Origin of the sequence: Sporosarcina sp. FSL W8-0480, from assembly GCF_037963765.1 — a bacterium.
GTDB lineage: Bacteria > Bacillota > Bacilli > Bacillales_A > Planococcaceae > Sporosarcina.
The window spans coordinates 3073255-3099117 of record NZ_CP150166.1 but is presented as its reverse complement, the minus strand read 5'-3'; the positions used below and the strand labels follow the sequence as shown (position 1 = coordinate 3099117).

Sequence of the window (25863 nt, the reverse complement as noted above, 5' to 3'; positions counted from 1 at the left end):
GAAGATAGCATATCAATGGAGGACAAGTATGATAGAAGGGGTGTATATATGGGTCTTATTTATCATAATTATATTAATGGGGAATGGGTGCCCTCAAACACGAACGAAACGTATACAAGCCTGAATCCTGCAACCCAAGAGGTGTTGGGATATTTCCAAAAGTCGAATGAAGCGGATGTAAATCGAGCAATTCAAGCTGCGGAGGATGCGTTCCCAAATTGGGCGAATACTTCCTCACCTACTCGCGGAGATGTGTTATTCAACCTCATTCGGTTGCTCGAAGATCAGCAAGAAGAATTGGCTACTATTATTACGAAAGAAGTCGGAAAGTCGTTCAGAGAGGCAAATGGGGAAGTACGGAAAACGATTGAAGCGATGAAGCAATTCAGTGGAGAAGCAACTCGGATGACTGGTGAAACAGTTCCCTCGCATGATCCGGGGATTTTTGCGTACACAATCCGTGAACCGCTTGGAGTAGTTGGCGTGATTGCTCCTTACAATTTCCCTCTTGGAATTGGTATATGGAAGATTGCGCCTGCGATTGTCGCGGGGAATACGGTGATTTTTAAACCTGCAAGCAATACATCATTGATTAGCGTAAGGATTATGGAGTTATTCGAACAAGCTGGTGTTCCCCCAGGTGTGATAAATATGGTGACAGGTCCCGGTGGAGTAATCGGAAATGCAATTGGCAGTCATGAAAAGATCAAAGCAGTATCGTTCACTGGGTCTACACAAGTCGGGCTTGCTCTTGGAAAGGCCGTTAGTGAACGTGGTGCTAAAATACAAGCGGAAATGGGGGGGAAGAACGCATCGATTGTACTTGAAGATGCAGATATCGATGAAACGGTGGAGAACTTAATTGTCAGTGGATTTTTGGACAATGGACAGCGTTGCACAGGTACAAGTCGTCTAATCGTACTTCGTCCGATTGCAGAAGAGTTGACGAAAAAACTTATTGCAAGAGTTAGAAGATTGAAGATAGGCAATGGATTTATGGAAGGTGTCGACAACGGACCAGTCGTTGATGAAGGCCAATTAAAGAAGTATTTACACTATGTGAAAACGGCAATTGACGAGGGTGCAATACTAGAATGCGGTGGACAGCAATTGACAGAAAATGGCCTTGACGCAGGATATTTCGTTGCTCCAACATTGTTTAGTGGTGTTACGCCAGAGATGACTATTTTCAAAGAAGAGATTTTTGGACCGGTCATAGGCATGAGTGTTGTAGATACGTATGAAGAAGCACTAACACTTGCGAATGATAGCGAATTTGGTCTGTCATCGACAATCTATACGAATGACTTAAAGAAAGCTTTCCACTTCATTCGTACTATTGAATCAGGTGTAACCCATGTGAATATCCCTTCCAACTATTTTGAGAATCAGTATCCGTTCGGTGGTAAGAAGGCATCCAGTATTGGACCGCGCGAGCAGGGATCAACAACATTAGATTTCTGGACGGATTACAAAACGGTGTATATTAGGCCTTGAAATGGGAGGGGATTGTCAGATAGGAATGACTGGAGGAAATCTTATGAAGAAGATAGGCGTGATTGGATGCGGACTAATGGGATATGGGATTGCAACGAATTTACTTCGCAAAGGTTATGAAGTCACGGTATACGATACGAATCCGCAAGCAGTTGAACGTGTCATAGCACAAGGAGGGAGTGGAGCTGCTACAGTTCCATTGCTTGCCAAGGCGTGCGATGTAGTCATCTTATCTTTGCCAACAACGGATTTAGTGGAAAGTGTCCTGTCGAATGAATATGAAGGGGCCTTGCATTTTATGAAGCCCGGAAGTGCTGTGCTGGATATGAGTACGAATGACGTTGCGACGACAAGAAAGCTTGAGGAATTGGCAAGATCTGTTGGTATATCTTATTTTGATTGTCCGGTGAGTGGTGGACCTGAGGGCGCAAGTTCAGGAACGCTCACCATAATGGTCGGCGGTTCAGACCTGACTTTTCAGAAGGTTTCTTCGGTACTTCAAGCAATGGGGAAACATGTTGAATACTTGGGGTCAAGCGGAGCAGGGCAAATTGTCAAGTTGTGCAATAACATGGTTGTTGGAGGAATCATATCACTGTTAGGGGAAGCTTTACTAACTGGAGAAAAGGCGGGTATATCGAAAGAAAAGTTGAGGGAACTTTTTCAAAAGGGCTCCGCGCAAACAAAAGTAATGGATGTGTTCGGACCTTCCATACTTCATGAAACGTATGACAATGTTACATTTTCTCTTGCCAACATGTTGAAGGATTTATCTCTGTATCAGAAGCTGGCAACAGAAGTAGGGGTGTCTACAGCAATTAGTGATGCATCGCATGAGTTGTTTAACCGGGCGAATGCGACAGGCCATGGCAGACGTGATTCGTCAGCTATAGCGGAATTGATTGAGCAAGAAGCAAAAACTTGATTTTTTAGGGGAATAAACAAATGGGGGGAGATTTGAATGGTTGGAAATGAGAATTCGCTTGCCGGGATTTGGAAAGATTGGCGGTTGCATGCAATTGTATTAGGTATTGTAATTATCACTGAAATGATTGGTACATTTAAAATTCCCGTAGGGCCAGGTGTAATTCTATTATTACCGATGTTATATGCATTGGTGATTGGTTTAGTGCTTTATTTCACACCGGTTGTGAAAGAAAAGCAGTCCAAAAATGCTGAACCGATAATAGTTTTAGGTGTTTCTTTGTTGTTAGCGAAAATTGGGGTCATTATTGGGCCATCTTTACCGCAAATTATTGAGGCAGGGCCTGCATTATTATTGCAGGAGCTTGGTAACTTAGGGACAATCTTCCTTGCATTACCGGTAGCAATTTGGTTAGGCCTTAAACGAGAGGCTATAGGAATGACGCACTCCATTGGCCGTGAACCGAACGTTGGCCTAATCATGGATAAATTCGGGATTAACTCACCAGAAGGACGGGGAGTTATGGCTATGTATATCTTTGGGACAGTGTTTGGAGCAGTATTCCTTGGTCTCATATCTGGATTATTAGCTACAATTACTCCGCTAAGCCCACTATCGTTTGCGATGGCATCAGGCGTCGGAAGTGGAAGTATGATGGCGGCGGCAAGTGGTTCACTAATTGCTGCATTTCCGGAACTTGAATCTCAAATTGTCGCGTTTGCGGGGGCAAGTAACTTACTGTCGCTTTCTACAGGTTTGTGGGTAAGTATCTTTATTGCACTTCCACTAACAGAAAAAATCTATGCTCGAATGACTCGCAATAAGGAGGGATACTGATGCTGAAAAACATTCAAGAATGGACATTGTTGTTAGGGATTTTTGGCATCACTGCCCTTTTTGGCAACTGGGCGGGTTATGATATTCTTCCACTTAAGGCTGTACCGGGAATGATTACACTCATTCTTATCTGTTTGGCAGGATTTGTCTTAAAAGAGCTGATCCCTATAAACTTCCCGAGTATCGCATATATTTCGATTATCGGGGTCATTGTTTCCATGCCTTGGTTTCCTGGATCCGAAAAAGTAGTACAGTGGACGACCGATGTGCAACTATTAGCTCTCGCAACACCGATACTCGCTTACGCAGGAATTGCAATTGGACGTTCTTGGACTGATTTTGTCAAACTTGGTTGGAAAACAATCATAGTTGCAATTCTCGTTATGCTCGGGACATTTTTAGGATCTGCCGTCATTGCAGAAATTATATTACGATTCCAAGGTATTATTTAAGAATTTCAAGTACCAAGTTCTCATAGCTTTCAGGTACCTCGTGATTGAATTCAGATTATTAAGGTGCCTGTGCGTGATTGAATTCAGTTAATTCACTACAAATGTATAAATATAAATCTATAATATTGTTAGATTGGTATTTATTTTAATGTGTTGTATATTTATTCAAATTGGTTGAATTGTCATGAAAGTTTGTTGCACAGCGCTTAATGTGAAATAAGTCAAACGCTATGTTTCATGTATTTTTGGCCGCACGAAACCAAAGTTCCGAAATACCATTTTTTTGAAACTCAACAATCACAGAACACTCTATAGTGGCATCTTTCCGTAGCGTGAAAGGTCTTGTGTTTTCATTCCACAGGGATACATCCTATTTCATTTAAACTCTACTCTTTAACGTTTTATCCGTATTTATGGAACAAGACCCATTACGCTGTGCATCGAGGTCCTGTAAGGCCTCACGTACCATTGTTCTATGTGGTCTACGCTCCGGAAAGATGCCTTTTAATTTGATTCACTAAAGACAATTATAGATGAGTAGTTGGAACTTAACTTGAAGCCTTTGTGGGCATGAGTACCATGCCGAGAAGCAAGCCTTATCAAGGGTTGGCTTTGCCTGCGAAGGCTATCACGCCCACCACTCCATTCCATGCACCTTTATTTTGCGCTATACAAGATGTTCTATTTCAACAAAACGACTGTAAAACGCGGCTACTTTACGATTGTTTCTTAGTTTCCCAGTGATAACATTTTTCAGAACATAATCAGGCTGCTGACTTTTATAAAGAGTTTGGTGCTTACGCATGGCATACGCTATACGAAGAATCCGATTGCCTAAGGCAATGTAGGCCTGCCCCGTCAGCTTTCCACGCTCTTTTAGCTTGTGATAGTGCTCCTTCATCTCGGGATTGAAACGAGCCACAGATCTACCTAACAGATAAACAACACATCGAAACGGGGCCCTACCTTGCTTGGAAATGGCGAAGTGAGAGGCTTTTTTTCCTCCTGATTGTTTCACAACCGGATTGGTTCCAGCCATTTTGATCAATTGATCTGCACTGTGGAAGTTCTCCAAGTTGCCCATCTCTGCCGTCAATTCGGCAGCGAGTGTTGTGGCAACACCTGGAATACTTAACAGTATTCCTCCATCCGTCTTAAGAAGTAGCTCTTCTATCACTTCTTCCAATTCGGCTATCTGACGATGGATCAACTCAAATTCATCTAACTTAAGACGAAGAAGGAGAAGTTCAGTAGCCAAGGCTTCTTTTGGCTTTGAAATGCTTTCCCTGGCATAGGTTAAGAGTCTTTCTATGGTACTATCACGCATTTTAAGGTTGTTTTCGATTGATAGTTTCCTTAATCCCGCATGCCCCAAAGAAAGAACGTCCGAAGGATGTGGGTAATGTCTCATCAAAAAGAGCGCCGACTTTGAAGTGATTTCTTCAAATATCTTCACTAACTGGTTCTTTCCATCGATCCGCATGTTTTTACCTTGAAATTCACGGAAGATATGATCCATATATAGCCGTATATGGTTCACACAGCGGGTCTGATCATCAACCATCCTTCTTCTGGCACGAGTCAATGTCTTAAGATTTTCAAAATCCTCTTCCTTTTTACGACTCGTTTCCCCATGACCTTGTAGAACCGCTTGTACAATCGCATTCAAATCCACTCGGTCGGTCTTCGTGTAGTTCAACATCTTTCTTCGAATCTCAGCCGTTGTCACCGCGTTGATAATCCGGATAAGGTAGCCTTCTTCCCCGCATACCCTAACCAAATCCTCGTAATAATGGGCTGTTGTCTCAATCCCAAGAATAACATCAGTCAGCTGGTAGGCTTCTCGTGTTTGGTTGATCTCCTTTTTCAGCACCTTGAACCCTGTCTGAGAACCATCAAATTCAAATGGCCCCTTCAAAATGTAACCTTCTATATTGCATATAATCGCCGCATTAACATACTTTGCCGCATCCACAGCCACGATACAATACTTATCAGCTTCAGCACTTCGCATCAACCGACTCCAATTACTTCCGTTTTTTCCCTGAATATGATTTAATGTCACTATAGCCATTGTTTTCAGCTCCTCTTTTATAGTGGGGTGGGTTCGGAAGTTCTGTGATTGGTACTTCTCTAATACCCTGAAAACAATGGTTTTTTGCGTTGAATACAATCTATTTCATATAATAGGTACCTTTACAAGTTTTTTTGATATACTAAGGATCAAAGAAAAAGGAGATCCTGAAAATGAATATCCAAATTAGACCCGCACAACCGACAGATGCGGAAAAAGCTGTCCCGCTCATTATGGACGCAATTGGAGAAATCGCCAATTGGCTAACAGGAGCAACCGAAGATGAAATGGTTGCAGAAAGGTTGCGTGAGCTATTCATGCGAACTGACAACCGACACTCCTATCTGAATACATATATTGCGGAGATGAGTGACCACATGGTGGGCATTATCGTCTTGTATCCAGGGGAAGATTCTTCAATGTTGGATTGCAACTTGACGAATTGGCTGATTGGAAAAGGTGTCCCAACACCTGAAATCGATGCGGAATCATTACCGGGTGAATTGTATATAGATACCGTTGGTATCGCTCCGAATTTCCGTGGCAAAGGAATCGGAACTCAATTATTCACTTTCGCAGAAGATCTTGCAAAGCAGCAAGGTTACACCAAATTGTCCTTAAATGTCGAAACACAAAAAGATTCCGCGATTCGGCTTTACAAACGACTCGGATATGAAATCGTGTCTCCCTGGACAATCATTGGAGAACCCTTCCATCATATGGTGAAACTTATACAATAATAAAGAGAGGCATTACAGCTTTTGGTCTGTAATGCCTTTTTTGTTGCCTTTTCGGTGCCCATTAGCGTTGCGTGCCAGGGAATACCTGGAAAAGTGTCCGCTTTAAGGAATACTAATGCTTGAATAAACACAAAAAAGCTCCTAATGTAGGTAGGGTACGACGACTAAATCAGTTCCCTACACTATCAAAAGGAGCAAGCTCATGAAAAGTGTAAACCAAAATTTAGTCTTTCGTCAATACTTATCTAAATTACCGGTGAATGCCTTGGATTGCCCGGTGCTGAATTATCAAACGCAAAAGCTCACCGACCTATCGGTGGTGAAAATCTTCATAATGGCACAACTATGCAAGTAGGAAAGTCTTAGGGAAATTGAAGTTGGTATCCGTTTGCGCACCAAACTACTCAGTAAATACACTAAAATTGTATATACCTACAACTATGAAGTTATGGAACACAGTACACTTGCTGCACTTAGAAATAGTGAGATTCATTTATTTTATCCCGTTCCCATGACTAAATTTGAGATCATCGAAAACGACAGTAAATTTGCACTACAAAGTATTGAAAGCAATGCAGTCAGCTATTTACTATTCAATACAATGAATAGTGATGTCTCAGAGAGTGAAGATTTGCGAAAGGCTATTCTTTAAACAATTAATCAAGATGATTTTCATAAGTTATTATAAAGGAAATAAACTCAAAGCCATCTCAACTGTAAGCCCACTAGTTAAAACAGGTAATGAGTTAGTGTCTGACCCTGCAAAAGCGAAAGAATCTTCAAAACAAATATTTGGAAACTAAGTAATTATAAAAAACAGGAGAAGCCGAAAAAACGGGTCTTCTGTTTTTTGATTTTCCATCCTATTATTTCAAAATAAATCCAACCTGATAAATAGATGAATAAGAGAAAAACCTCCAAACATTCAGAGGTGTTCGAATATTACATTGACATTGTACTACCCCAGTAGTAACATAGTATCAGGTGATGATAATGGGTAGAGAACAGGTAATAAATTCATTGAAAAAGAATGGATTTACTGAATATGAATCAAAGATTTACATATCACTCTTAGAAACCCACCCAGCAAACGGAAATATGATAGCGCTGTCATCAGGGGTTCCCGGGCCTAAGGTTTATGAAGCTTTGCGTAGAATGCAAGAAAAAGGATATGTCTATTCAGTTTTTGGGGGTGATAAATCACAAAGTAGAAGATATAGTCCCATACCTTATCAAGATTTACTAAAAATGTTTGAAGAGGTTTTTGTTGAGAATTACCATTTGCTTGAAAGGGAATTCAAAACCCTTGCGACATCAGTGGATTTAGAATGGAAAGAGCTATTTCACATAGATGGGTATGGACCATCTATACAGGCAATAAAGGATGAAATTGAATTTGCAGAGAAACAGATTTTAATAAGTGCTTGGTCAAAAGAGATTAATGTTATTTATGATTATTTATTGAGGGCTCATGAAAGAGGAGTAAAAATCGTTAGCACTATCTTTGATGAGTACCCAATTCCGACCCCGTGGGTTAATGTACGACATTTTACATTTGAATCAAGCAAGAAGCGACACGACGGCGAATTAAATATAGTTTTTGATAATAGTCGCGTTATTATTTTGGAAGCTTTATCTGAATATGCTGTTGTCTCCAGTCATCAATCACTCGTCAATATAACGGTAAATTATATTCGGCATGATATTTATATCAATAAAGTAATTGATGATTTTAAAGCGTCCCTAAAAGAAAAGTACGGTGAAAACTTGGAAGGTTTAGTAGATTGGTTTTAGAGTTAATTTTATTATTGATAATTTGGGAGGGAATGGGATGGATAAGAAGTTTGGATCAAAGTCCTTTTTTGCAATTTTCATGGTGCTATTAATGGTGTTTGTAACTGCCTGTGCACCTACAGAAGGAACAAGCAAAAAGGGCAATAATGCTGGCGATACAATAAAAATTGGTGGGACATTACCATTGACTGGCCCTTATGCTGAGACAGGTTTGTTTATCCAAGATGGTTATAAATATTGGGTAGATGAAATTAATGCAAATGGTGGTTTACTAGGTAAAAAAGTTGAATTAGAGATTATTGACGATCAATCGGATCAGGCAAACGCTGTGTCATTTTTGCAAAATCTAATCTCACAAAAAAATGTGGATTTATTAATTGGTGGTTATCCCGGTGATTCTGCTGCAGCACAAATGGGAGTTGCGGAGCAAAATAAAATGGTTTACATCTCTATGGGTGGTCATATGAAATCATTTGAACAAGGTTTTGATTATGCTTTTGGGGCTCCACCACTAATGGGTGAATGGTGGTACCACGGATTTTTTGATTGGTTAAAAACACAACCGAAGGAGACGTGGCCAACAAAAGCAGCAATGATTTCAGTGAATAATGCTGTGGGTCACTCTGTACGCGATTCAGCTAAAATAGGTCTAAAGGAATTAGGTATCGAATTAGTAGTAGATGAGCTCTACGAATTGCCATTACAATCAGCTGAACCTTTGGTGAATAAAGCGAAACAAGCTGGTGCAGATTTGTTCTTCGCGAATGGCTTTTTCGGGGATGGTGTTCAAACGGTTCGTGCCATCAAGGCTCTTGATTATCAACCGAAAGCAATTTTACAAGGAATAGGATCTCTCATTCCAAGTTGGCAGGAAGAGCTTGGCGCGGAGGGGAATAACGTCTTTTCAGGAACTGCAATGCATCCGTCACTCCCATTCGAAGGGATAGAAGAACTTAATAAAATGAGCAAGGATAAGTACGGTACACAAGCACCGCCATATTTTATGTTTGGTTATGCTTGGATGCAGGTATTGTCGCAAGCTGTTGAAGGCGCAGGAGAAATAGATCATCAGGCAATTAAAGATTGGTTAAGAGAAAACACTGTGCAAACGATTGGTGGTACATTTACTTTTGACGAAAAAGGGCTACCAACTCCATATTCATATTTAACGCAAGTTATTGATGGGGTTCCTGTTATCGTTTGGCCAGAAGATGTAGCAACAGACAAGCCAGTCTATCCATATCCAAATGAGTAAGGGGGAGTACCCATGGGCATAGAATTACTACAAGGAATTGTAAGTGGTTTTCTAGTCGGCCTAACCTACGCGCTTCTAAGCGTAGGTTTTAGCCTGACTTGGGGGTCAACCGGGGTTATCAATATATCACATGCCGCTTTTGCGGTGTTTGCAGCCTATATTGGGTATTTTGCCTCCGCTTTCTTAAACTTAGACCCATTAATAGCCTTGATTGCAATAGTACCTGTATTTTATCTAATAGGTGTAGGGTTAAATAAATCAATCTTTACCCGATTGAGTAAGAAAAGTAAAAATATCGGCTTTGCTTCAATGGTGTTAACTTTTGGGATCGCAGTAGCATTAGAAAACCTTATGATGTGGGGGTTTACAGCAAATCCAAGGTTAATCAAAGCCTCATATACCTTAACTTCCTATAAATTTGGCTCCGTCTATGTTTCGGGTGGTCAAGTTATTGCAGCGGTATTGTCATTAATTTCTTTGTTTTTGATTTATCTATTTCTATATCGTACATATACCGGCAAATCAGTACGGGCGTACGAGCAGGAGCCAGCCGGTGCAGCACTAACCGGTATTAATACAGCAAAGGTCACGTCGATCACCTTAGGAATTGCATTAGCAAGTGCCGGAGTTGCAGGAGTTTCATTATCATTACTATTTCCGTTTGAGGCAACAATTCATATGGATTGGTTAATTACGATCTTTTTAATTGTAATATTAGGCGGAGTTGGAAGTGTTGTTGGAACATTATTGGGTGGATTGGCAATTGGAATGATTATAACAATCAGCGGCGTCTGGGTTCCGTATTCACTGGTCAATTTAGTCATGTTTGCGATATTAATTTTAATCCTAATCATTCGGACAAGGGAGGTTAGGATATGAAAGCATTTACGAAGAACAATTTAACGTACATTAGTATCGCTATAGGGTTTATCCTATTGGCATTATTGCCATATATGGGCCTGAATTTATATTTAATTTCGTTTATCTTCATTTTAATGATGAATATATCGTTAACGGTCGGATGGAACATTTTGGGGGGATATGCCGGCTATGTTAGCTTTGGTCATGCGGCTTTTGTTGGGGCTGGCGGCTATACCACGGCAATTTTGCTATCCCAATTTGGCTGGTCACCAATTTTTACAACACCTTTGGCTGGAGTCGTTTCTGCATTGATCGCATTGATTGTCGGTTATCCAAGTTTACGGCTAAGAGGCCCTTACTTTTCAGTCATTACACTCGTTATTGCATTAGCAATTGCGGCGCTTGTTTTAAATTTACCAGGTATCAATACAGCTTCCGGGATTTTTGTTAAACCACCTTCAGATTCAGTCTTCATGAGTAATTTTATTTTGTACGAAATGATGGCAGTAGTTTTATTCATTACAATTTTAATTGCCCAAATCATTGAAAAGTCAAAGTTTGGATTAGGTTTAATAGCAATTCGCGAGGATGAAGAAGTAGCAAGTACACAGGGTGTCAATGCAACTAAAGTTAAATTAACAGCCTATGTCATCTCGGGTGGATTAGCTGGTGTTGTTGGTGGTATCTTCTCCTGGTATCAGGGAGTTATCTATGTGAACTCTATGTTTAGTGTCAATTTATCAGTAATGATTGTATTAATGGCAATTTTAGGTGGAACTTATTCATGGAAAGGTGCATTTATTGGTGCTTTATTAGTAACGATTATTAATGAAGTGTTAGTCCTTTCGATAGGTTCGAATTTAAGTCAGATTATTTTTGGTGTTTTACTAGTTGTTGCAATCCTATATTTGCCAAATGGAATTATTGGATTAATTAAAAACAGTCGTACAGTCGATCTAAAATGGAAAAAAGGAAAGGGGGTATAGGCAGTGCTTGCTATGCAGAATATCCATAAAAGTTTTGGAGGAATAGAAGTAATTAAAGGGGCTTCCATAGATATTAAAGAGTTTGAAATATGTGGATTGATTGGACCGAATGGGGCAGGTAAATCCACTTTCTTCAATATGATATCTGGACTGATTCGACCGGATTCGGGAAGTATTATTTTTAACGGTCAAGATATTACAAGGGAAAAACCGTTCAAAATAGCCAATTTGGGAATTGGTCGTACTTTTCAAATTGTAAGACCGTATAAAGGTTTAACTGTTCGTGAAAATTTACTGCCGGCACTCATGTATGCCGGAAAGGAAAGTAATTTATCGAAAGCTACAGATGATGCTGAAAAGCTGTTGGAATTAGTAAACCTAAGTCATAAGGCGAATATTCCAGCAGAGTACTTAACACTTTCCGAAAAGAAGAGCTTGGAAATAGCAAAAGCTCTCGCCACCCGACCTAAATTATTACTTTTAGACGAATGTTTTGCAGGGTTAAGTACTGTGGATGTCGACGAAAAAATTAGGCAAATAAAACATATTTCCAAAGAATTAAAGTTGACTATTTTAATAGTTGAACATGTTATGAAGGCTGTAATGGAAGTATGCGATCGGGTATTTGTACTATCGGCTGGTGGAATCATTGCTAACGGTGTACCCGAAGAAGTAGTCAAAGATGAAAACGTCATTAACGTCTATCTTGGACAGCGGAAGGAAGTAAAAGATGTTAAATGTTAATAATGTGAATTTTTCATATGGCGAAGCGCAAGTATTACGGGACGTGTCGTTAGAAGTTAAAAGTGGTACAATCACCGCATTAATGGGCTCAAATGGGGCGGGTAAAACGACGTTGATGAACGTGATTTCAGGATTACTAAATCCATCCTCCGGTTCCATAACATTTAATAATCACGAAATTGCTGGATTCAAACCATATAAGGTTTGTGAACACGGTCTATCACATGTACCTGAGGGACGAAAGATATTCCCACGGATGACAATTAGAGAAAATCTTGAGTTAGGGGCAATCAAAGTTTCCCGACAACAAAAGAATAGTTTATTAGAAAAAATATTTACCATGTACCCGATTTTAGAAAAAAGACAAACCCAAAAAGCAGGTACATTATCAGGCGGGGAACAACAACAGCTTGCCATTGGTAGAGGTCTGATGGGAAGACCTAAGTTACTTTTACTAGACGAGCCCACTTTAGGATTATCGCCTTTACTAGCCAACGGAGTTTTGGAAACAGTGCAATCATTGGTTGGGGAAGGTATCACTATTTTACTAGTTTCCCAGGAAGTTGTAGGTGCACTTGAAATAGCGGATTACGGTTATGTTTTGGATAACGGAAAAATGTATACCCATGGAACTAGGGAAGAGCTATTAAATAATGATGAAATTAGAAATGTATACTTAGGAATTTCTTGAATTTGGTTTCGAGATGTAGAAAGGAAGTGCACTAAATTGAGCAGAGATAAATTAAGGTTTATTGATCTTAGTGTTCCACTTGATAACGATTCTAAGGAACCTTATCCTCCTTCAATAACCTATGAAACACATGAAGAAGGTGCAGTAGCCGGGGCTAAGATTTTTGGCTTGGAGCCTAATGATTTTCCGGATGGGAAAGCTTGGGCTGTTGAAACGATTAATTTAACAACTCACACAGGTACACATGTAGATGCTCCGTATCATTATGCGGAAACAAGTGAAGGAAAACCGGCGAGAACAATTGATGAATTGCCTTTAGACTGGTTCTTTGGGGATGGCGTTTTATTAGACTTCACTGATAAGCCAATTGGATATGAAATTAAAACTGAAGACTTAAAGCAAAAATTATCCGAAATTAATTACACGTTAAAGTCTTACGATATCGTCATGATAAGATCCGATGCGGATAAATACTATTACAAAGAAAATTACTTCAATTCCCATGTGGGTGTTTCTGCGGAAGCAACTCACTGGTTAATTGAGCAAGGTATAAAAGTAATGGGAACGGATGGGTGGGGTTGGGATATTCCGTTCCATATTCAAGCTAAGGATTACTCTGATAATCCGAGAGACGGTGTTTTGTGGTCGGCACATTTTGTCGGGAAAGATAAGGAATATTGTCAGATTGAAAAATTAGCAAACCTCGATCAAATACCAAAACCTTATGGATTTAAAGTTTCTGTGTTTCCTGTGAAAATTAAAGGGGCAAGTGCAGGTTGGGCTCGACCGGTAGCAATATTAAATTCTGATATGTAACTACCTGCATGTGATAGTGAGTATGCAGTCGAACAGGACCACTGACTCATTTGAATAGATTAGAGGAGGATTTAAAATGGAGAAAGTTATATTGACAGTTGCAACGACTGGCGCATGGCCAACGAAAAAGGAAACACCTTATGTTCCACTTACACCAGAGGAAATAGCGGACGAGGTATTTGCTTGCTATCAAGCTGGGGCATCAGTTGCACATATTCATGTCCGTGATGATAACGGAAGACCGTCAATGGACATTGAAAAGTTTCGACAAACGGTAAATCTTATTAGAGAACGGTGTAATATCGTATTGAATCTGACAACTTCCGGAAGTCTCGTAATGGATGATGATTCAAGGATGTTGCCATTTATTGAATTAAAGCCCGAGTTGGCGAGCTATGACGCAGGCTCGATGAATTGGGGGCATTCAACGGTATTTCTAAATAGTCCTGAGTTTTTGGAAAAACTGGGAACAACTATGAAAGAACATAATGTGAAACCTGAAATAGAAGTGTTTGATACAGGTATGTTTTATAATGCCGAATACTATTTGAAAAAGGGGATTTTAGACTCACCAGCTCATTTTCAGTTTGTCTTAGGTGCTCCGGGCGGAATGAAGGCAACAATTGATAATTTACTTCATTTAAAGAATCTGTTACCGAAAAATTCCACATGGAGCGCATTCGGTATTGGGAAAATGCATCTTCCAATTCTCTATGCAACATTAGCTTTAGGGGGGCATATAAGGGTTGGGATGGAAGATAATATCTTTTATGCAAAAGATCAATTGGCCAAGTCAAACGTTGAATTTGTTGAACGGGCTAAACGAATCATTAAGGAACTTGGGAAAGAAGTTGCAACACCTGATGAAGCAAGGGATATTCTTGGTTTAAAAAATCATTCTTATCAATAATCATCATCTATAAACCCAACCTTTAATTCGAAAATTAAGGGTTGGGTTCATTTTTGGAGTACTGGGCTCCCATTGAATTCGAAATTGTCTTAGAACCTGGTCCCTTTTTCGTTATCCCTTTTACAGGAAACTGCTTATCCATTCAACACATTACTTTAGGCGAGTGAGTATGCAAGTTGTATGCTAATTTCTTTTAGTTGGACGTTTTCTATATCTGTAGGTAATTCTTCAATTGTCCAGTTCTTTGAGAGAATCTGATTCAGCATTGTTAATTCCGTTTCTGTAACTATCAAATGTTCCATGCCCTTGTCTGACAAAGTGTAGTCTTTTCCAGCTGTTTTTTTTATTTTCATTTCCAAAAGGGTTTGTAGGCCTTTTATGGTAATGAATTTCACGTGATACCCATCCGTAAGAATAGATTTGAATGCACTTTTATCTTGAATGTAAAGTGCGATTAAATCATCATAATTAAAATTTTGATTGATGGACTCCCAAACACTTTTATTCTCTTGCTCGAGTTGGGTCAACAACTCCTGATTTGAAATGCCATTACTTCGGATTGTTTCAATCATATACGCTTCCATTAATGTGACTTTATTAATCCCCATCGTGAACCCTCCAAAGTAAATTTACTTGGTACACCTATCAATAACTATTGTACAGGTATTGCCACCCAGTGTCTTTTGAAATTTCCACAAAAATCAGATTGTTGTAATCCGTATTTTTTTAGGTACCTGTGCATGGTTGAATTCAGTTAATTCACTACAATTGTATAATTAGGTTTAATGTTTCCTGCACAGGCACCTTTACAAATGTTTCCTGCACAGGCACCTTTACAAAATACAGTATGCTCTTGGAGAATTGGAATTCATGTAGTAGTATATACATTATAAAATTAAGATGTAATAAATATTCCATCGTGGTGAAAAGGGTGAGGGATTTGAGCAATCCGATTGAGAAGTTGAAGATCAAGATGCATGAATTAACGGATACACAGAAAAAAGTTGCGGATTTTATTATTAAAAATCCCATGGATGTTGCATTCTATACAGTGGATCAGTTGGCGGGAATTGTTGGCACAAGTACAACTACCATTATGAGGTTAACATTTAGCTTAGGGTATTCTGGATACTCCGAATTCCAGAAGGGGTTACAGGAGATTTTGAGGAGTAAGGCCGCCCCACATACGAGACTTGAAGCAAACATGAAGGATTTGACCAAAAATGATTTATGGTTACAGTACGTTGACTTTCAAATAAATAGTATCCAGAATACATTTGATGTCATCACTAATGAATCGTTGGAGAAAACAATAAAAACGATATTAAATGCACGAAATATTTATTGCACGGGTGTACGAAGCGGATTACCAGTAGCGCAGTATTTAACGCATGGGTTAAATCGATTATTGGGGAATACAAAACTCCAAAATGCAGATCAGAGCGATTGGATTGATGATGTTGCGGGGTTTGACTCTACGGATGTAGTGATAGCAATTAGTTATCCAAGATATGCACGTCGCATTGTAGATTTAGTGTCTCATGCTAAAAAGGCGGAGGCTACGGTAATTGCAATTACGGACAGTTACTCATCACCTCTGGTAAAGTATGCAGATGTAATTCTACCTTGCAGTTCAAGTAGCCTATCTTTTCATAATTCAATAACTTCATCAATTTTCTTGGCAGATTATTTAATAACAGCGGTGGCTGCACAGAACCATGAGAAAATTAAATCGCGACTGGATAAAGTCAATGATATTCTAACTGAAATTAATTATCACCATTTACCTTCAAACCAATAATCTACAGCTTTCTTAGACAACTCTCTCATTTACTTTAGAGAATTGTCTTTTTTTATTTTCGCAAATTCGTAAATTGTATTTACTTTTCTAAAACGGGGTGCTATTCTAAAACTGTGAGAGGTAATAAATATTACATAGGTTAAAAAAGTAGAAATTTTTACACCGTAATTGAAAGCGCTTTATTAATGAGGGGGAGAAGCGATGAATACTAACAATTTTAGGCTACCAAACGATTTGCTTGATCGACTTTCGCAACTAAATTCTACATTGCTATGTGATGGGTTAGTTAATTCGGGTGCAATGGATTATAAAATAAAACCAGTTACCGCTGAACAAAGAGTTATTGGACCTGCATTTACGGTTTCATTGGAACCTGGTGATAATTTATTTTTACATCAAGCTATTCATACGGCCCCGGAAGGTAGTGTATTAGTTGTTGACGGGAAAGGCTATGAACACCGTGCATACCTTGGAGAGTTAATGGCGTTTGCTGCAAAAGCCAAAAATCTTGGGGGCATCATTATTGATGGGTTAGTTCGTGATCATGATGAACTATCAAAATTGGAATTTCCTATTTTTGCAAAAGGTTTTATTCCCGCGGGCCCGTTTAAAGAAGGTCCGGGAACGATTAATAAAAGAATTTCGTGTGGTGGTATTGTCGTAAATCCCGGTGATTTAATTGTTGGGGATACAGACGGAGTAGTAGTAATACCCCGTGATATGCTAAAAGATACAATTTCAAATGCGGAAAAGAAATTAGTCTATGAAAATAGTAGAATCGAAGAAATTTTAAAGTATTCGAAGCTTAAAAGTGAAAATGCACCTGTAAATAGTATCGAACCGAATTGGTTAAGAGATAAAATGAAGCAATTTGAAGGTCGTTAATTGGGAGATGATTGGACATGAAAGTAGGGTTTATTGGTTTTGGTGAAGCATCATTTAATATGGCATTAGGATTTAATGAGGAAGGAATAAAAGGTATCATTGCATTTGATGCATCCCTAAATAATCCTGTCTACGGGAAAGTAATAGAAGAAAGGGCTGATAAAGCAAATGTGAATCTCATCCCGAATTTGGAGGATGTGGTTCAACAATCCACTGTTTTAGTTGTAGCAGTACCGGCGGATAAAGCTCTTGCCGTAAGTACAGCGACACTGCCTTTTATTCAAAAAAATACACTCTATATTGACGTTTCAGCTTCAAGTCCGGATATCAAAAAGGCGATAAGTGAAAGCGTTATTCAAAAGGATGCCCTTTTTGTCGATGCGGCTATGATGGGACCTCTGCCAGTTTACAAACATAAAGTACCGATTTATGCGAGTGGAAATGGTGTAGATCTAATGATCAAATTGTTTGCAGAATACCAAATGGATTTGACAAAGATCAGTGATATTGCCGGTGAAGCATCAGCTGTAAAATTAGTAAGAAGTGTATTTATGAAGGGTCTATCGGTTTTAGGTGTGGAGATGTTGGAGGCAGCACGGAAATTGGAAATTGAAGAACTTGTAATTCATTCAGTTTCAGAAACAATGAATAAAGCAGATTTCGAAAGTACATTAAATCGTTTGGTGACAGGGACTGCAATTCATGCAGAACGAAGATTCACTGAAATGTCTGGCTCGAACCAAATGTTAGAATCGCTTAATGTGAATGCAATTATGGCGACAGCAGTACGTGAAAAACTTGAATACATGCATAGTTTCCGATTGAAAGAAAAGTTCGACGGTGTCACACCATCATCTTGGAAAGATGTTTTGGATCAAATGGCTCAAGAAAATTAAATTATACAAGGGGGATTAACGATGAGAAAAAATTTCACAAAAGTAATTTCATTTATGGTATTGGCCCTATTAGTAGTATTGGCAGGGTGTTCGAATGATAACGCTAAAAATAAAGACGGAGTAGATTATCCGACAAAACCGATTAAAATAATCAATCCGTTTTCGGCCGGGGGTCCTGCGGATAATACATCTAGAATCCTTGCTAACCACGCGAAAGATATCGTTGGGAAATCTTTAGTCATTGAAAACAGAGACGGTGGGGGAGGCAGTATTGGTCAAACAGCTGGTGCCACTGCAAAACCAGATGGCTATACATTAACTTTAATCACTTCTTCTATTGTAAGTAATCCAATTTTCAATAACGTTTCCTATACACATGAAGATTTTGTTCCAATTATCATGACTGTTAATGACCCTTTCTTTTTAGTATTAGGGAAAGATGCACCATATGATGATGCTGAATCATTCCTCAACTATGCAAAAGAAAATCCGGGCAAAATTAGCGTAGGAGTTTCTGGTGCGCAAACAGTACCGGCGTTTACAAGCAAAGAACTAGCGGAAGTTGCGGGAATCGATATCACAACAGTTCCATTCGACGGTGAAGCATTGGCGGTTGCGGCAGTTGCGGGTGGACATATCGATGCATTGATTGGTAATTACTCAGGCTTCGAAAGTCAATTGAAAAGTGGTGCAATGAAAGCAATTCTACTATTTGATAGCGAAAAATCAGACTTAATACCAGATGTACCAACAGCAAGTGAACATGGATTAGATGTCGTGTCAGGTTCATGGAGAGGATTTGCGGCACCAAAAGGAACTGATCCAGAAATAATTGAATACCTACAAGAGAAGTTTAAGGAAATTACTGAGCAAGAAGAGTATCAAGAGCAAATGACAAATTCAGGTATCAATATTACGTATAAAAATGCAGAAGAATTTAAAGCAATTATTGATGACACTTATAATAAATATATGAAATTCGCAGGTAAGTGATTAAGGGTAATCAATTTATCATTTTAAAGTAGGTGAATAAATGTTTAAAATCAATGGTATTTTAGCGGGGATCTTCTTTTCATTAGGCCTGTTTGCATTCTTTTATTCCTTCCAATTTAGTGAAGTGGCGGCATTTTGGCCAAAGTTTTTCGCTGTCGTCCTCATGGTTTTAGCAATAGCTCTTATTGTGGACACCAAACTGAAACCTGACCGCGAGCAGGTTTCAGAAAATACAATATCAACAAGAGAATATAAGCTTTTGGCAATCATTGCTGCATCGGCAGTTATTTACATGATTGCGATGGATTTCCTTGGATTCACAGTATCATCTATCATTCTATTATTTTTCTTGTTTTGGGTTTTTGGGTACCGACATTTCAAGAATGTCATTATTATTTCAATAGCATCATCTATAGTGGTAACGCTAATCTTTCAGGTGTTCTTAAAGGTTCCATTACCGCAAGGGCTATTCGAGAACTTTTATTAAAGAGGTGAAACGTATTGTTAGAGGTTTGGTTATCGGCAGCAGGGAACGTTTTTACACCGACTAATATATTCGCCATTCTTTGTGGTGTGTTATTTGGAGTATTCACCGGGGCATTGCCTGGATTAAGTTCCACAATGGCACTTGCGATATTAATCCCATTTACCTTTTCGATGGATCCGGCAACCGGACTTATCTTACTTGGTGCAGTCTATTCGGCATCTGTATTTTCTGGGTCGATTTCAGCGATTTTATTGAATACACCTGGAACGCCATCAGCAGCTGCAACGGTAATAGATGGTTATGAAATGACAAAAAGAGGCGAAAGTGCTAAAGCATTAGGGATTGCAGCAATTGCCTCTGGTTTTGGTGGGATTGTAAGTGTCATCGCCTTATCGGCTTTCGCACCGTTTTTGGCCCAACAATCCTTACGATTCGGTCCACCAGAATACTTTGCTTTAGCAGTGTTTGGCTTAACAATTATCTCAAGTTTGACTGGTAAAAGTCCTGTGAAAGGTTTATTGGCAGGGGTTTTCGGGATTTTGATAGCAACGGTCGGCATGGATCCTATTTCCGGATATCCAAGATTCACTTTCGGACATCCTGCGTTATTGGATGGATTCGCATTGATCCCTGTTTTGATTGGATTATTCTCAGCATCTCAAGCATTTAATTTAATGATTTCCAGTAAGTTGTCAAATGATGAAGGATTAGAACTTTCGCAAATCCCGACAGTGGCAGGAAAAGTGGTTCCGAAGTTTAAAGAATTATTAAGACTGACTCCTAACATGGGTCGTTCCTCAATCATTGGAACTATTATAGGAATAATCCCAGGAGTAGGAACGGATCCAGCAGCATTTATTGCTTATAATGAAGCGAAGAGATGGTCAAAAGATAAAGACTCATTCGGTAAAGGGTCCATTCAGGGAGTTGCTGCACCTGAAGCATCCAATAATGCAGTAACTGGTGGATCACTAATTCCATTGTTATCACTTGGAATACCTGGTAATGCCGTATCCGCTGTATTTTTAGGTGGTCTACTCATTCATGGATTACGACCGGGTGCGGAACTTTTTACACATAGTGGGGACATTGTGTACTCCTTATTTTTCAGCTTATTTGTTGCAAACATCCTAATTATTGTTATTGGAATTGGCGGCGCAAGGATTTTTTCAAAAGTATTAGTCGTGAAGCCTATTGTGTTAGGACCTATTATTTTATTGTTAAGTATTGTTGGCTCGTACGCAATTCATAATAACGCTTATGATATTTGGGTCATGTTGTTGTTCGGGGTCATTGGTTTCATCTTAAGAAGATATGGATTTCCACTTGCACCGATTGTTTTGGCAATTATTCTTGGGCCACTTGCAGAAACAAGCTATAATCAGTCCATGCTTATCTCCCAAGACAATTTTAACATATTCTTCAACAGACCTATCTCAGCCGTACTATTAATCGTTGCTGCAATCACATTCGTATCACCGTTTTTGAGTGGGGTTGTGAAGAAAAAGAAAGTAGCTTAGGATATTAAAAGGCATCCATCAACTAAATTACAGATAACAGATACAATAAGTTACCCAGCAACCAAATAAGTCGGTTGCTGGGGATTTTCATTTGTTAAGGTACCTCGTAAGTATGTATTCCATATTGAAAGGATTTCCGTTGATTGGAGCGGAAGGCGGCGACTCCTGCCGGAATAGCATGAGCCTTGAGACCCCGCAGGGCGCACGCCTTTAGCGACCGAGGAGGCTCAAGCCATGCCGGCGGAAAGCGTCCGCCTGAAGCGGAAATCAACATTACCACTCATTGTGTAATTTAAAATGGCTGTCACATAAGGTCAGTTTTTACTGACTTTCTGGACAGCCCCGTTTTTTAATGGATTGAATGTTTCCTGCACAGGTACCTCGCAATTATTATGAATTAATTAACTTCCTTGAAAAGATGCCCTTAGTCGCGGATGAGCGAACCGTATTTGCCGCAGAACAAGGATGGTCTTCCAACCAAGCATGACTCTTCACTATAAATCGATAAGCTCTGCTCCAGGCAGGATAGGAAATACAACTGTTTTCGAAAATCACCTTATCCATAAAATTACTAAAATCAACAGGGCCCCAATTGCCCATAAAGACCTGTTCAACCCCATGATCTATATACTGAGAAGTCGTATGATCAAATTCCGACAAAATCAGAGCTGCCACAAACTCCTTGCAACCGCCAAAACCAAAGCCAACAATTTTATTATATTTTTCACCTAATAGATTATAAGTATTGTAGACCAATTCCCTGAGTTCTTGCTCGTTGTACCTCTTTACCTCCTCCATAAAAGCAATATCAGCCGCCAACCTCAAATTCATTCACTCCAAATTCTATGTTTAATAGTAGTCTATTATTTCTATACCTTATAAGGTGACTATTTTTGTGTATTAAAATTATTATACCATTACCTTAATACTGAATCATAGAGAAATAAATGATAGGTAGTTTATATGCTTAGTGCAAAAGTTATTTCTATATGTATATTTATTACAATAAGGAAGTGATGAAAGTAAGTCCTTGTTAGTAAAAAAGCTATCCGGAAATGAGGCTGTCACAGAAAGTTTTACTGACTTTCTGTGACAGCCCTTTTTGCTGACAAAGTGAATTGGTACTGCCTAATTTACAAAACAAAAAAAGTCAAATACTGACAGTGTTCTATACAGTAAATAAGAATTAATTGCCACTGTGTAATTCATCCTATGATTTTAAGCCATTATAGGAAAGAGTGAACAGGGTAAATTTGTATTTTAAAAGTCTCGTAATATTCAACATGAAAAACTTACCATTTACTATCAATTCTATTTAGTTACTTTTATCTGTATTTATTAAATATTAAGTTTATATGGAATATTTTATTTCGTATAGATATAATAGACGTACACAAATGAATATTTTGGTAATTCGACAATGTGTTTTATCAAGAAAAAGAAAAAAGAGAGAAATCAGCGAAAGTACTAAAACGGTAGAACAGCACAAGAAGAAATTCGACAAATACAGCATAGATCAAGGGGGCAACATGAAAAATAAATAATAGTTTGGGGTAGAAAAAATGATGAAAAAAGTGGCCACTATTTTGAAGGATTATTCAACTGAAAAAATCCATATGAATGGCAAGGTAGTAAATCTTTTTACACATACCGCATTGGAGCAAGTTAGTGATGAAATGTTGGCGATGATGTATGAAATCATGCCGATAGAGCGCCAATTAAAAGCAAAGAGATACAGGAATAAAATAGACAAAAAGCTATGTATTATTTCGTACGCGTTATTTGTGTTAGCTATGCAAGAAACCTTCGATATTTACGACTCCTATGAATTCACACTAAATGAACATAATAAACCTTTTCTAAAATTATTCCCAGAAATACATTTTAATATTAGCCACTGCAGAGCTGGCGTGTCTTGTGTAATTGCTGATGAAACTGTCGGCGTGGATATACAGGACATTATTAAGTATAACGAAAAATTGGCTGCGGCTTTTTGTTCTCCAAAAGAGCTAAAGGTATTCCACAATGCAATTGATAAGGATCTGACATTAACCAAAATTTGGACGATGAAAGAGAGTTATTTTAAGATGCTTGGCACTGGATTGGTTGAGCCTTTGACAGCGTTAACTGCTTATGAAGTGGGCGACTTCTATCAGAAAATCAATTTAAGAGAAAACTACGTATTAACCGTGGCTATAAAAACGATAAGGGGTTAAGAGAAATGAAGATTTTTACGACGTATGTTGGAAGAAACATCAGAGAAAACAAATTAAGAGGCCTGTTAATTTTACTATCACTTATGATTTCAACATTTATTTTGTATATAAACCTTGTTGCCCAAGATGATATTTTACAACAATACGAGGCATTATATCAAGAATCCTATAATGGTTACGATGTGATTGTTACCAATAAAGATGCTGAAAACCCATTTTTTAGTGCAAGCGATTTTACAAGCAAGGATATAAAAGTAAAAGAAGAATCAGCTGCGATCATCACCTTTGGAGTCGTTGACAATAATGACTTATTAACCCTTAAATTGTACGGCTGCGGGAAAGAGGATTGTTTGGACTCAGGATTATTTCAAACAAAGCAAGCCGATTTCGATTTAAGTGAAAAAGATCAAATTTTAATTAGCCCGCAACTATCCGAAAACTATGGCTATCAAGTAGGCGATACGATTTCCATTCAAACTCAAGCTGGTGTAAAGGAATATAAAGTAGGTGCAGTTGGGGAAAAGACGGGATTATTCCTTGGTGTTGAGAATGAAAATTTAGTCGTATTAGCCAACGCTGAAGTCGAAAGCATAACTGATCAAAGCGATAAAGTAAATTCACTTTTACTTAACTTGGATGATGATGCGACTATTAGCGATAGCATTAAGACCCTTATAAAGAATAATAAGGATTTCAATATACAAGCTTTGGTCGATCAAGAGTTGATCGATTTTAATACGAGTATGATTAGCCAGGTTTTATTAATCATCTTGGTATTGGCGATCATCATGAACTATTATGTTATTTCTTCAAATGCAAAGGTTATTTTACTGTCAAGAATACCTGTTGTAGGCACATTTAGAAGCTTGGGTGCCACTAAGTCAACAGTGAATCTCATAATGATCGTAGAGAATTTTATCTATGGATTATTAGGTGGAATTCTTGGAGTCATTTGTGGGATTTCCTTTAAAGAAGCTATATTAGGCGCACTAACAGCGGGGATATCCGGTGTGTCGATGGAGCAGATAGCTACACCGCTGAATTATAGTTATATACTTTTTGCACTTGTTTTTGCTGTCGTTATTCAATTGATAAGTGTACTTCAAGTCATCTATCAGATCGGTAGATATTCCATAAAGAACTTGATATTTGAAGAATTTAGCGCAATTCAAAGAGCACCTTGGATCCTTACCGTTATCGGGTTTGTGCTGTTAGGTATATCTTATACGCTATACACGGTAAACAATGACTATGATATTATCCTTTCTTTACTTGCGTTGTTAGCTGCGATGACTGGAGGCATTTGGATATTACCCTTTGTTACAAAATACGTATCCACGTTCTTTAGTAAGGTGAATAAAGCAATATTCGGGCAAGCGCCATCGTTAGGGGCAAGAAATATTGCAGATAGTAAGATCATCAACTCAAACATTAAACTTGTCGTTATTTCGCTTTCTGTCGTTTTAATGATATTCATTACATCGATGTCGCTTGAGAATTTATTCGGCAAAGCAAAGGATGCATTTGAATCGGATATTCAGATTTATGGAATGGAAAAAAAGGAAGACGACTATGTGAAGTTAAAGCAAGTATCAGGTGTGGAAGGGATTAGCTTTTTATATACACTTTACGATGATGTAAACATCAATGGAAATGATTTAAGTCTTGTTGTTATTGGTTTAGAGGATGAAAGATTAGGTGTTAAGAACAAGGATGGAAAGATAAAGGAACTTAAAGTTGGGCAAGTCATGATTGACGAGTATTATGGCGTGAAAAATGATTTGAAGATAGGAGATCAGTTAGTGATTAAATCGGATAATATGAAATCCGAAAATTTCACAGTCGAAATAGTAGGCACGGTCGACTCATCACTATTTTCCACTTCAAGAAATACAATCGTTTTTTCCGAAGCACAGTTTAAAAAAGATATAAATGAAGTACCAAGTACGATGTATGTTGCTTCCAATGAAAACTTAGACCAAATGAAAAAGACGTTATACAAAGAATTATCCGGAGAGGATATTACAGTACAAACAATAGACGAATTTATGGAAGAGCAAGATCAAAGAGTGAGCGGCTTGCTGTCTACAGTATGGATATTCCTATTTCTATCCATTTTGCTATCAGCTGTAGGCTTGATAAACAACCAAGTTATCGGTTTCATACAAAGAAGAAAAGAGTATGCAGTGTTGTATTCGGTATCAATGAGCAAGGCGCAATTAAATACTATGATCTTTTTTGAAGTCATGAATTCATATTTAATCGGATGTGGATTCGGATTACTGTTGAGCCTATGGTTGAGCAATTTGCTACAAGGGTTATTAAGCTCAATCGGTGTGTATTTACAATTTAGTTTTCAGTGGCTTCAAATACTTTCTGTTGTCGGCATAATATTTATCATTTTACTACTAACTGCCCTAATTCCAATGTTTAAGATTTCCAAAATGAATGTAGTCGAACAAATCAAGTACGAATAAGCCAAT

General features: G+C 38.5%; 24 protein-coding genes. 21 read left to right on the top strand and 3 right to left on the bottom strand.

Translation table 11 applies throughout. The features are described 5' to 3' along the window. The first annotated feature begins 48 nt into the window (after positions 1-48). Genes NSQ43_RS15715 through NSQ43_RS15700 form a run of 4 tightly spaced genes read left to right on the top strand, consistent with a single transcriptional unit; the run spans position 49 to position 3711 of the window. Entirely contained in the window at positions 49-1497 is a 1449-nt protein-coding gene (locus NSQ43_RS15715) for an aldehyde dehydrogenase family protein (protein ID WP_339251717.1), read from the top strand. Positions 1498-1540: 43 nt separating this feature from the next. Then, complete coding sequence (locus tag NSQ43_RS15710; RefSeq protein ID WP_339251715.1) at positions 1541-2422, top strand: NAD(P)-dependent oxidoreductase; 882 nt, start codon at positions 1541-1543, stop codon at positions 2420-2422. Between the two features lie 36 nt (positions 2423-2458). Next, positions 2459-3259 carry a DUF3100 domain-containing protein gene (locus NSQ43_RS15705; RefSeq protein ID WP_339251713.1) on the top strand — a complete coding sequence of 267 codons (801 nt, stop codon included), beginning with the start codon at positions 2459-2461 and terminating at the stop codon, positions 3257-3259. Beyond that, positions 3259-3711, top strand: a complete 453-nt coding sequence (locus NSQ43_RS15700) for a hypothetical protein (protein ID WP_339251711.1) — start codon at positions 3259-3261, stop codon at positions 3709-3711. Before NSQ43_RS15705 ends, NSQ43_RS15700 begins: the two co-directional genes overlap by 1 nt. A gap of 667 nt (positions 3712-4378) precedes the next feature. Here NSQ43_RS15700 and NSQ43_RS15695 read toward each other — a convergent pair. Next, positions 4379-5785 carry an IS110 family transposase gene (locus NSQ43_RS15695; protein ID WP_339251710.1) on the bottom strand — a complete coding sequence of 469 codons (1407 nt, stop codon included), beginning with the start codon at positions 5783-5785 and terminating at the stop codon, positions 4379-4381. A 173-nt stretch (positions 5786-5958) separates the two neighbouring features. Between NSQ43_RS15695 and NSQ43_RS15690 the strand changes: the two genes are divergently transcribed. From NSQ43_RS15690 to NSQ43_RS15650, 9 genes are all read left to right on the top strand, one after another. Further along, positions 5959-6525 (top strand): GNAT family N-acetyltransferase, encoded by a 567-nt coding sequence (locus NSQ43_RS15690; RefSeq protein ID WP_339251708.1) that lies wholly within the window; start codon positions 5959-5961, stop codon positions 6523-6525. A gap of 993 nt (positions 6526-7518) precedes the next feature. Further along, the gene (locus NSQ43_RS15685) at positions 7519-8319 is read left to right on the top strand and encodes a helix-turn-helix domain-containing protein (protein ID WP_339251706.1); all 801 of its coding nucleotides are present in this window, start codon (positions 7519-7521) and stop codon (positions 8317-8319) included. Between the two features lie 37 nt (positions 8320-8356). Continuing rightward, positions 8357-9574 (top strand): amino acid ABC transporter substrate-binding protein, encoded by a 1218-nt coding sequence (locus NSQ43_RS15680; protein ID WP_339251705.1) that lies wholly within the window; start codon positions 8357-8359, stop codon positions 9572-9574. 12 nt (positions 9575-9586) lie between these two features. After that, positions 9587-10453: a branched-chain amino acid ABC transporter permease gene (locus NSQ43_RS15675; RefSeq protein WP_339251704.1), complete on the top strand. Its 867-nt coding sequence runs from the start codon at positions 9587-9589 to the stop codon at positions 10451-10453. Further along, complete coding sequence (locus NSQ43_RS15670; RefSeq protein ID WP_339251702.1) at positions 10450-11421, top strand: branched-chain amino acid ABC transporter permease; 972 nt, start codon at positions 10450-10452, stop codon at positions 11419-11421. The genes NSQ43_RS15675 and NSQ43_RS15670 overlap by 4 nt, the downstream gene beginning before the upstream one ends. A 12-nt stretch (positions 11422-11433) precedes the next feature. Continuing rightward, positions 11434-12165, top strand: a complete 732-nt coding sequence (locus tag NSQ43_RS15665) for an ABC transporter ATP-binding protein (protein ID WP_339254952.1) — start codon at positions 11434-11436, stop codon at positions 12163-12165. Then, positions 12152-12856, top strand: a complete 705-nt coding sequence (locus tag NSQ43_RS15660; protein WP_339251700.1) for an ABC transporter ATP-binding protein — start codon at positions 12152-12154, stop codon at positions 12854-12856. Before NSQ43_RS15665 ends, NSQ43_RS15660 begins: the two co-directional genes overlap by 14 nt. A 36-nt stretch (positions 12857-12892) precedes the next feature. Beyond that, positions 12893-13672 (top strand): cyclase family protein, encoded by a 780-nt coding sequence (locus tag NSQ43_RS15655; RefSeq protein ID WP_339251698.1) that lies wholly within the window; start codon positions 12893-12895, stop codon positions 13670-13672. A 76-nt stretch (positions 13673-13748) separates the two neighbouring features. Next, complete coding sequence (locus NSQ43_RS15650; protein WP_339251696.1) at positions 13749-14582, top strand: 3-keto-5-aminohexanoate cleavage protein; 834 nt, start codon at positions 13749-13751, stop codon at positions 14580-14582. Between the two features lie 155 nt (positions 14583-14737). Here NSQ43_RS15650 and NSQ43_RS15645 read toward each other — a convergent pair whose 3' ends face one another. Beyond that, positions 14738-15190 carry a hypothetical protein gene (locus NSQ43_RS15645; protein ID WP_339251694.1) on the bottom strand — a complete coding sequence of 151 codons (453 nt, stop codon included), beginning with the start codon at positions 15188-15190 and terminating at the stop codon, positions 14738-14740. Positions 15191-15513: 323 nt separating this feature from the next. Between NSQ43_RS15645 and NSQ43_RS15640 the strand changes: the two genes are divergently transcribed. The 6 genes from NSQ43_RS15640 (at position 15514) to NSQ43_RS15615 (ending at position 21164) form a co-directional block, all read left to right on the top strand. Further along, positions 15514-16383, top strand: a complete 870-nt coding sequence (locus tag NSQ43_RS15640; protein ID WP_339251692.1) for a MurR/RpiR family transcriptional regulator — start codon at positions 15514-15516, stop codon at positions 16381-16383. A 201-nt stretch (positions 16384-16584) separates the two neighbouring features. Beyond that, positions 16585-17268, top strand: a complete 684-nt coding sequence (locus NSQ43_RS15635; protein WP_339251690.1) for an RraA family protein — start codon at positions 16585-16587, stop codon at positions 17266-17268. A 17-nt stretch (positions 17269-17285) separates the two neighbouring features. After that, on the top strand, positions 17286-18164 hold the full coding sequence (locus NSQ43_RS15630; protein ID WP_339251688.1) for a DUF1932 domain-containing protein: 879 nt from the start codon (positions 17286-17288) through the stop codon (positions 18162-18164). A 21-nt stretch (positions 18165-18185) separates the two neighbouring features. After that, positions 18186-19157, top strand: coding sequence for a tripartite tricarboxylate transporter substrate binding protein (locus tag NSQ43_RS15625; protein WP_339251686.1), 972 nt, complete (start codon positions 18186-18188; stop codon positions 19155-19157). 40 nt (positions 19158-19197) lie between these two features. Then, the gene (locus NSQ43_RS15620; protein ID WP_339251684.1) at positions 19198-19644 is read left to right on the top strand and encodes a tripartite tricarboxylate transporter TctB family protein; all 447 of its coding nucleotides are present in this window, start codon (positions 19198-19200) and stop codon (positions 19642-19644) included. Positions 19645-19658: 14 nt separating this feature from the next. Then, complete coding sequence (locus tag NSQ43_RS15615) at positions 19659-21164, top strand: tripartite tricarboxylate transporter permease (RefSeq protein WP_339251682.1); 1506 nt, start codon at positions 19659-19661, stop codon at positions 21162-21164. 390 nt (positions 21165-21554) lie between these two features. Here NSQ43_RS15615 and NSQ43_RS15610 read toward each other — a convergent pair whose 3' ends face one another. After that, positions 21555-21989 carry a hypothetical protein gene (locus tag NSQ43_RS15610; protein ID WP_339251680.1) on the bottom strand — a complete coding sequence of 145 codons (435 nt, stop codon included), beginning with the start codon at positions 21987-21989 and terminating at the stop codon, positions 21555-21557. A gap of 737 nt (positions 21990-22726) precedes the next feature. Here NSQ43_RS15610 and NSQ43_RS15605 point away from each other — a divergent pair. Next, the gene (locus tag NSQ43_RS15605) at positions 22727-23380 is read left to right on the top strand and encodes a 4'-phosphopantetheinyl transferase superfamily protein (protein ID WP_339251678.1); all 654 of its coding nucleotides are present in this window, start codon (positions 22727-22729) and stop codon (positions 23378-23380) included. Between the two features lie 5 nt (positions 23381-23385). After that, positions 23386-25857 (top strand): FtsX-like permease family protein, encoded by a 2472-nt coding sequence (locus NSQ43_RS15600; RefSeq protein WP_339251676.1) that lies wholly within the window; start codon positions 23386-23388, stop codon positions 25855-25857. Positions 25858-25863 lie beyond the last annotated feature (6 nt).

Bases quoted from the DNA above. Each gene is read 5' to 3' on its own strand.
- NSQ43_RS15715 (WP_339251717.1), top strand. From the start codon at position 49: ATGGGTCTTATTTATCATAATTATATTAATGGGGAATGGGTGCCCTCA.
- NSQ43_RS15710 (WP_339251715.1), top strand. From the start codon at position 1,541: ATGAAGAAGATAGGCGTGATTGGATGCGGACTAATGGGATATGGGATT.
- NSQ43_RS15705 (WP_339251713.1), top strand. From the start codon at position 2,459: ATGGTTGGAAATGAGAATTCGCTTGCCGGGATTTGGAAAGATTGGCGG.
- NSQ43_RS15700 (WP_339251711.1), top strand. From the start codon at position 3,259: ATGCTGAAAAACATTCAAGAATGGACATTGTTGTTAGGGATTTTTGGC.
- NSQ43_RS15695 (WP_339251710.1), bottom strand. From the start codon at position 5,785: ATGGCTATAGTGACATTAAATCATATTCAGGGAAAAAACGGAAGTAAT.
- NSQ43_RS15690 (WP_339251708.1), top strand. From the start codon at position 5,959: ATGAATATCCAAATTAGACCCGCACAACCGACAGATGCGGAAAAAGCT.
- NSQ43_RS15685 (WP_339251706.1), top strand. From the start codon at position 7,519: ATGGGTAGAGAACAGGTAATAAATTCATTGAAAAAGAATGGATTTACT.
- NSQ43_RS15680 (WP_339251705.1), top strand. From the start codon at position 8,357: ATGGATAAGAAGTTTGGATCAAAGTCCTTTTTTGCAATTTTCATGGTG.
- NSQ43_RS15675 (WP_339251704.1), top strand. From the start codon at position 9,587: ATGGGCATAGAATTACTACAAGGAATTGTAAGTGGTTTTCTAGTCGGC.
- NSQ43_RS15670 (WP_339251702.1), top strand. From the start codon at position 10,450: ATGAAAGCATTTACGAAGAACAATTTAACGTACATTAGTATCGCTATA.
- NSQ43_RS15665 (WP_339254952.1), top strand. From the start codon at position 11,434: ATGCAGAATATCCATAAAAGTTTTGGAGGAATAGAAGTAATTAAAGGG.
- NSQ43_RS15660 (WP_339251700.1), top strand. From the start codon at position 12,152: ATGTTAAATGTTAATAATGTGAATTTTTCATATGGCGAAGCGCAAGTA.
- NSQ43_RS15650 (WP_339251696.1), top strand. From the start codon at position 13,749: ATGGAGAAAGTTATATTGACAGTTGCAACGACTGGCGCATGGCCAACG.
- NSQ43_RS15645 (WP_339251694.1), bottom strand. From the start codon at position 15,190: ATGGGGATTAATAAAGTCACATTAATGGAAGCGTATATGATTGAAACA.
- NSQ43_RS15635 (WP_339251690.1), top strand. From the start codon at position 16,585: ATGAATACTAACAATTTTAGGCTACCAAACGATTTGCTTGATCGACTT.
- NSQ43_RS15630 (WP_339251688.1), top strand. From the start codon at position 17,286: ATGAAAGTAGGGTTTATTGGTTTTGGTGAAGCATCATTTAATATGGCA.
- NSQ43_RS15625 (WP_339251686.1), top strand. From the start codon at position 18,186: ATGAGAAAAAATTTCACAAAAGTAATTTCATTTATGGTATTGGCCCTA.
- NSQ43_RS15620 (WP_339251684.1), top strand. From the start codon at position 19,198: ATGTTTAAAATCAATGGTATTTTAGCGGGGATCTTCTTTTCATTAGGC.
- NSQ43_RS15605 (WP_339251678.1), top strand. From the start codon at position 22,727: ATGATGAAAAAAGTGGCCACTATTTTGAAGGATTATTCAACTGAAAAA.
- NSQ43_RS15600 (WP_339251676.1), top strand. From the start codon at position 23,386: ATGAAGATTTTTACGACGTATGTTGGAAGAAACATCAGAGAAAACAAA.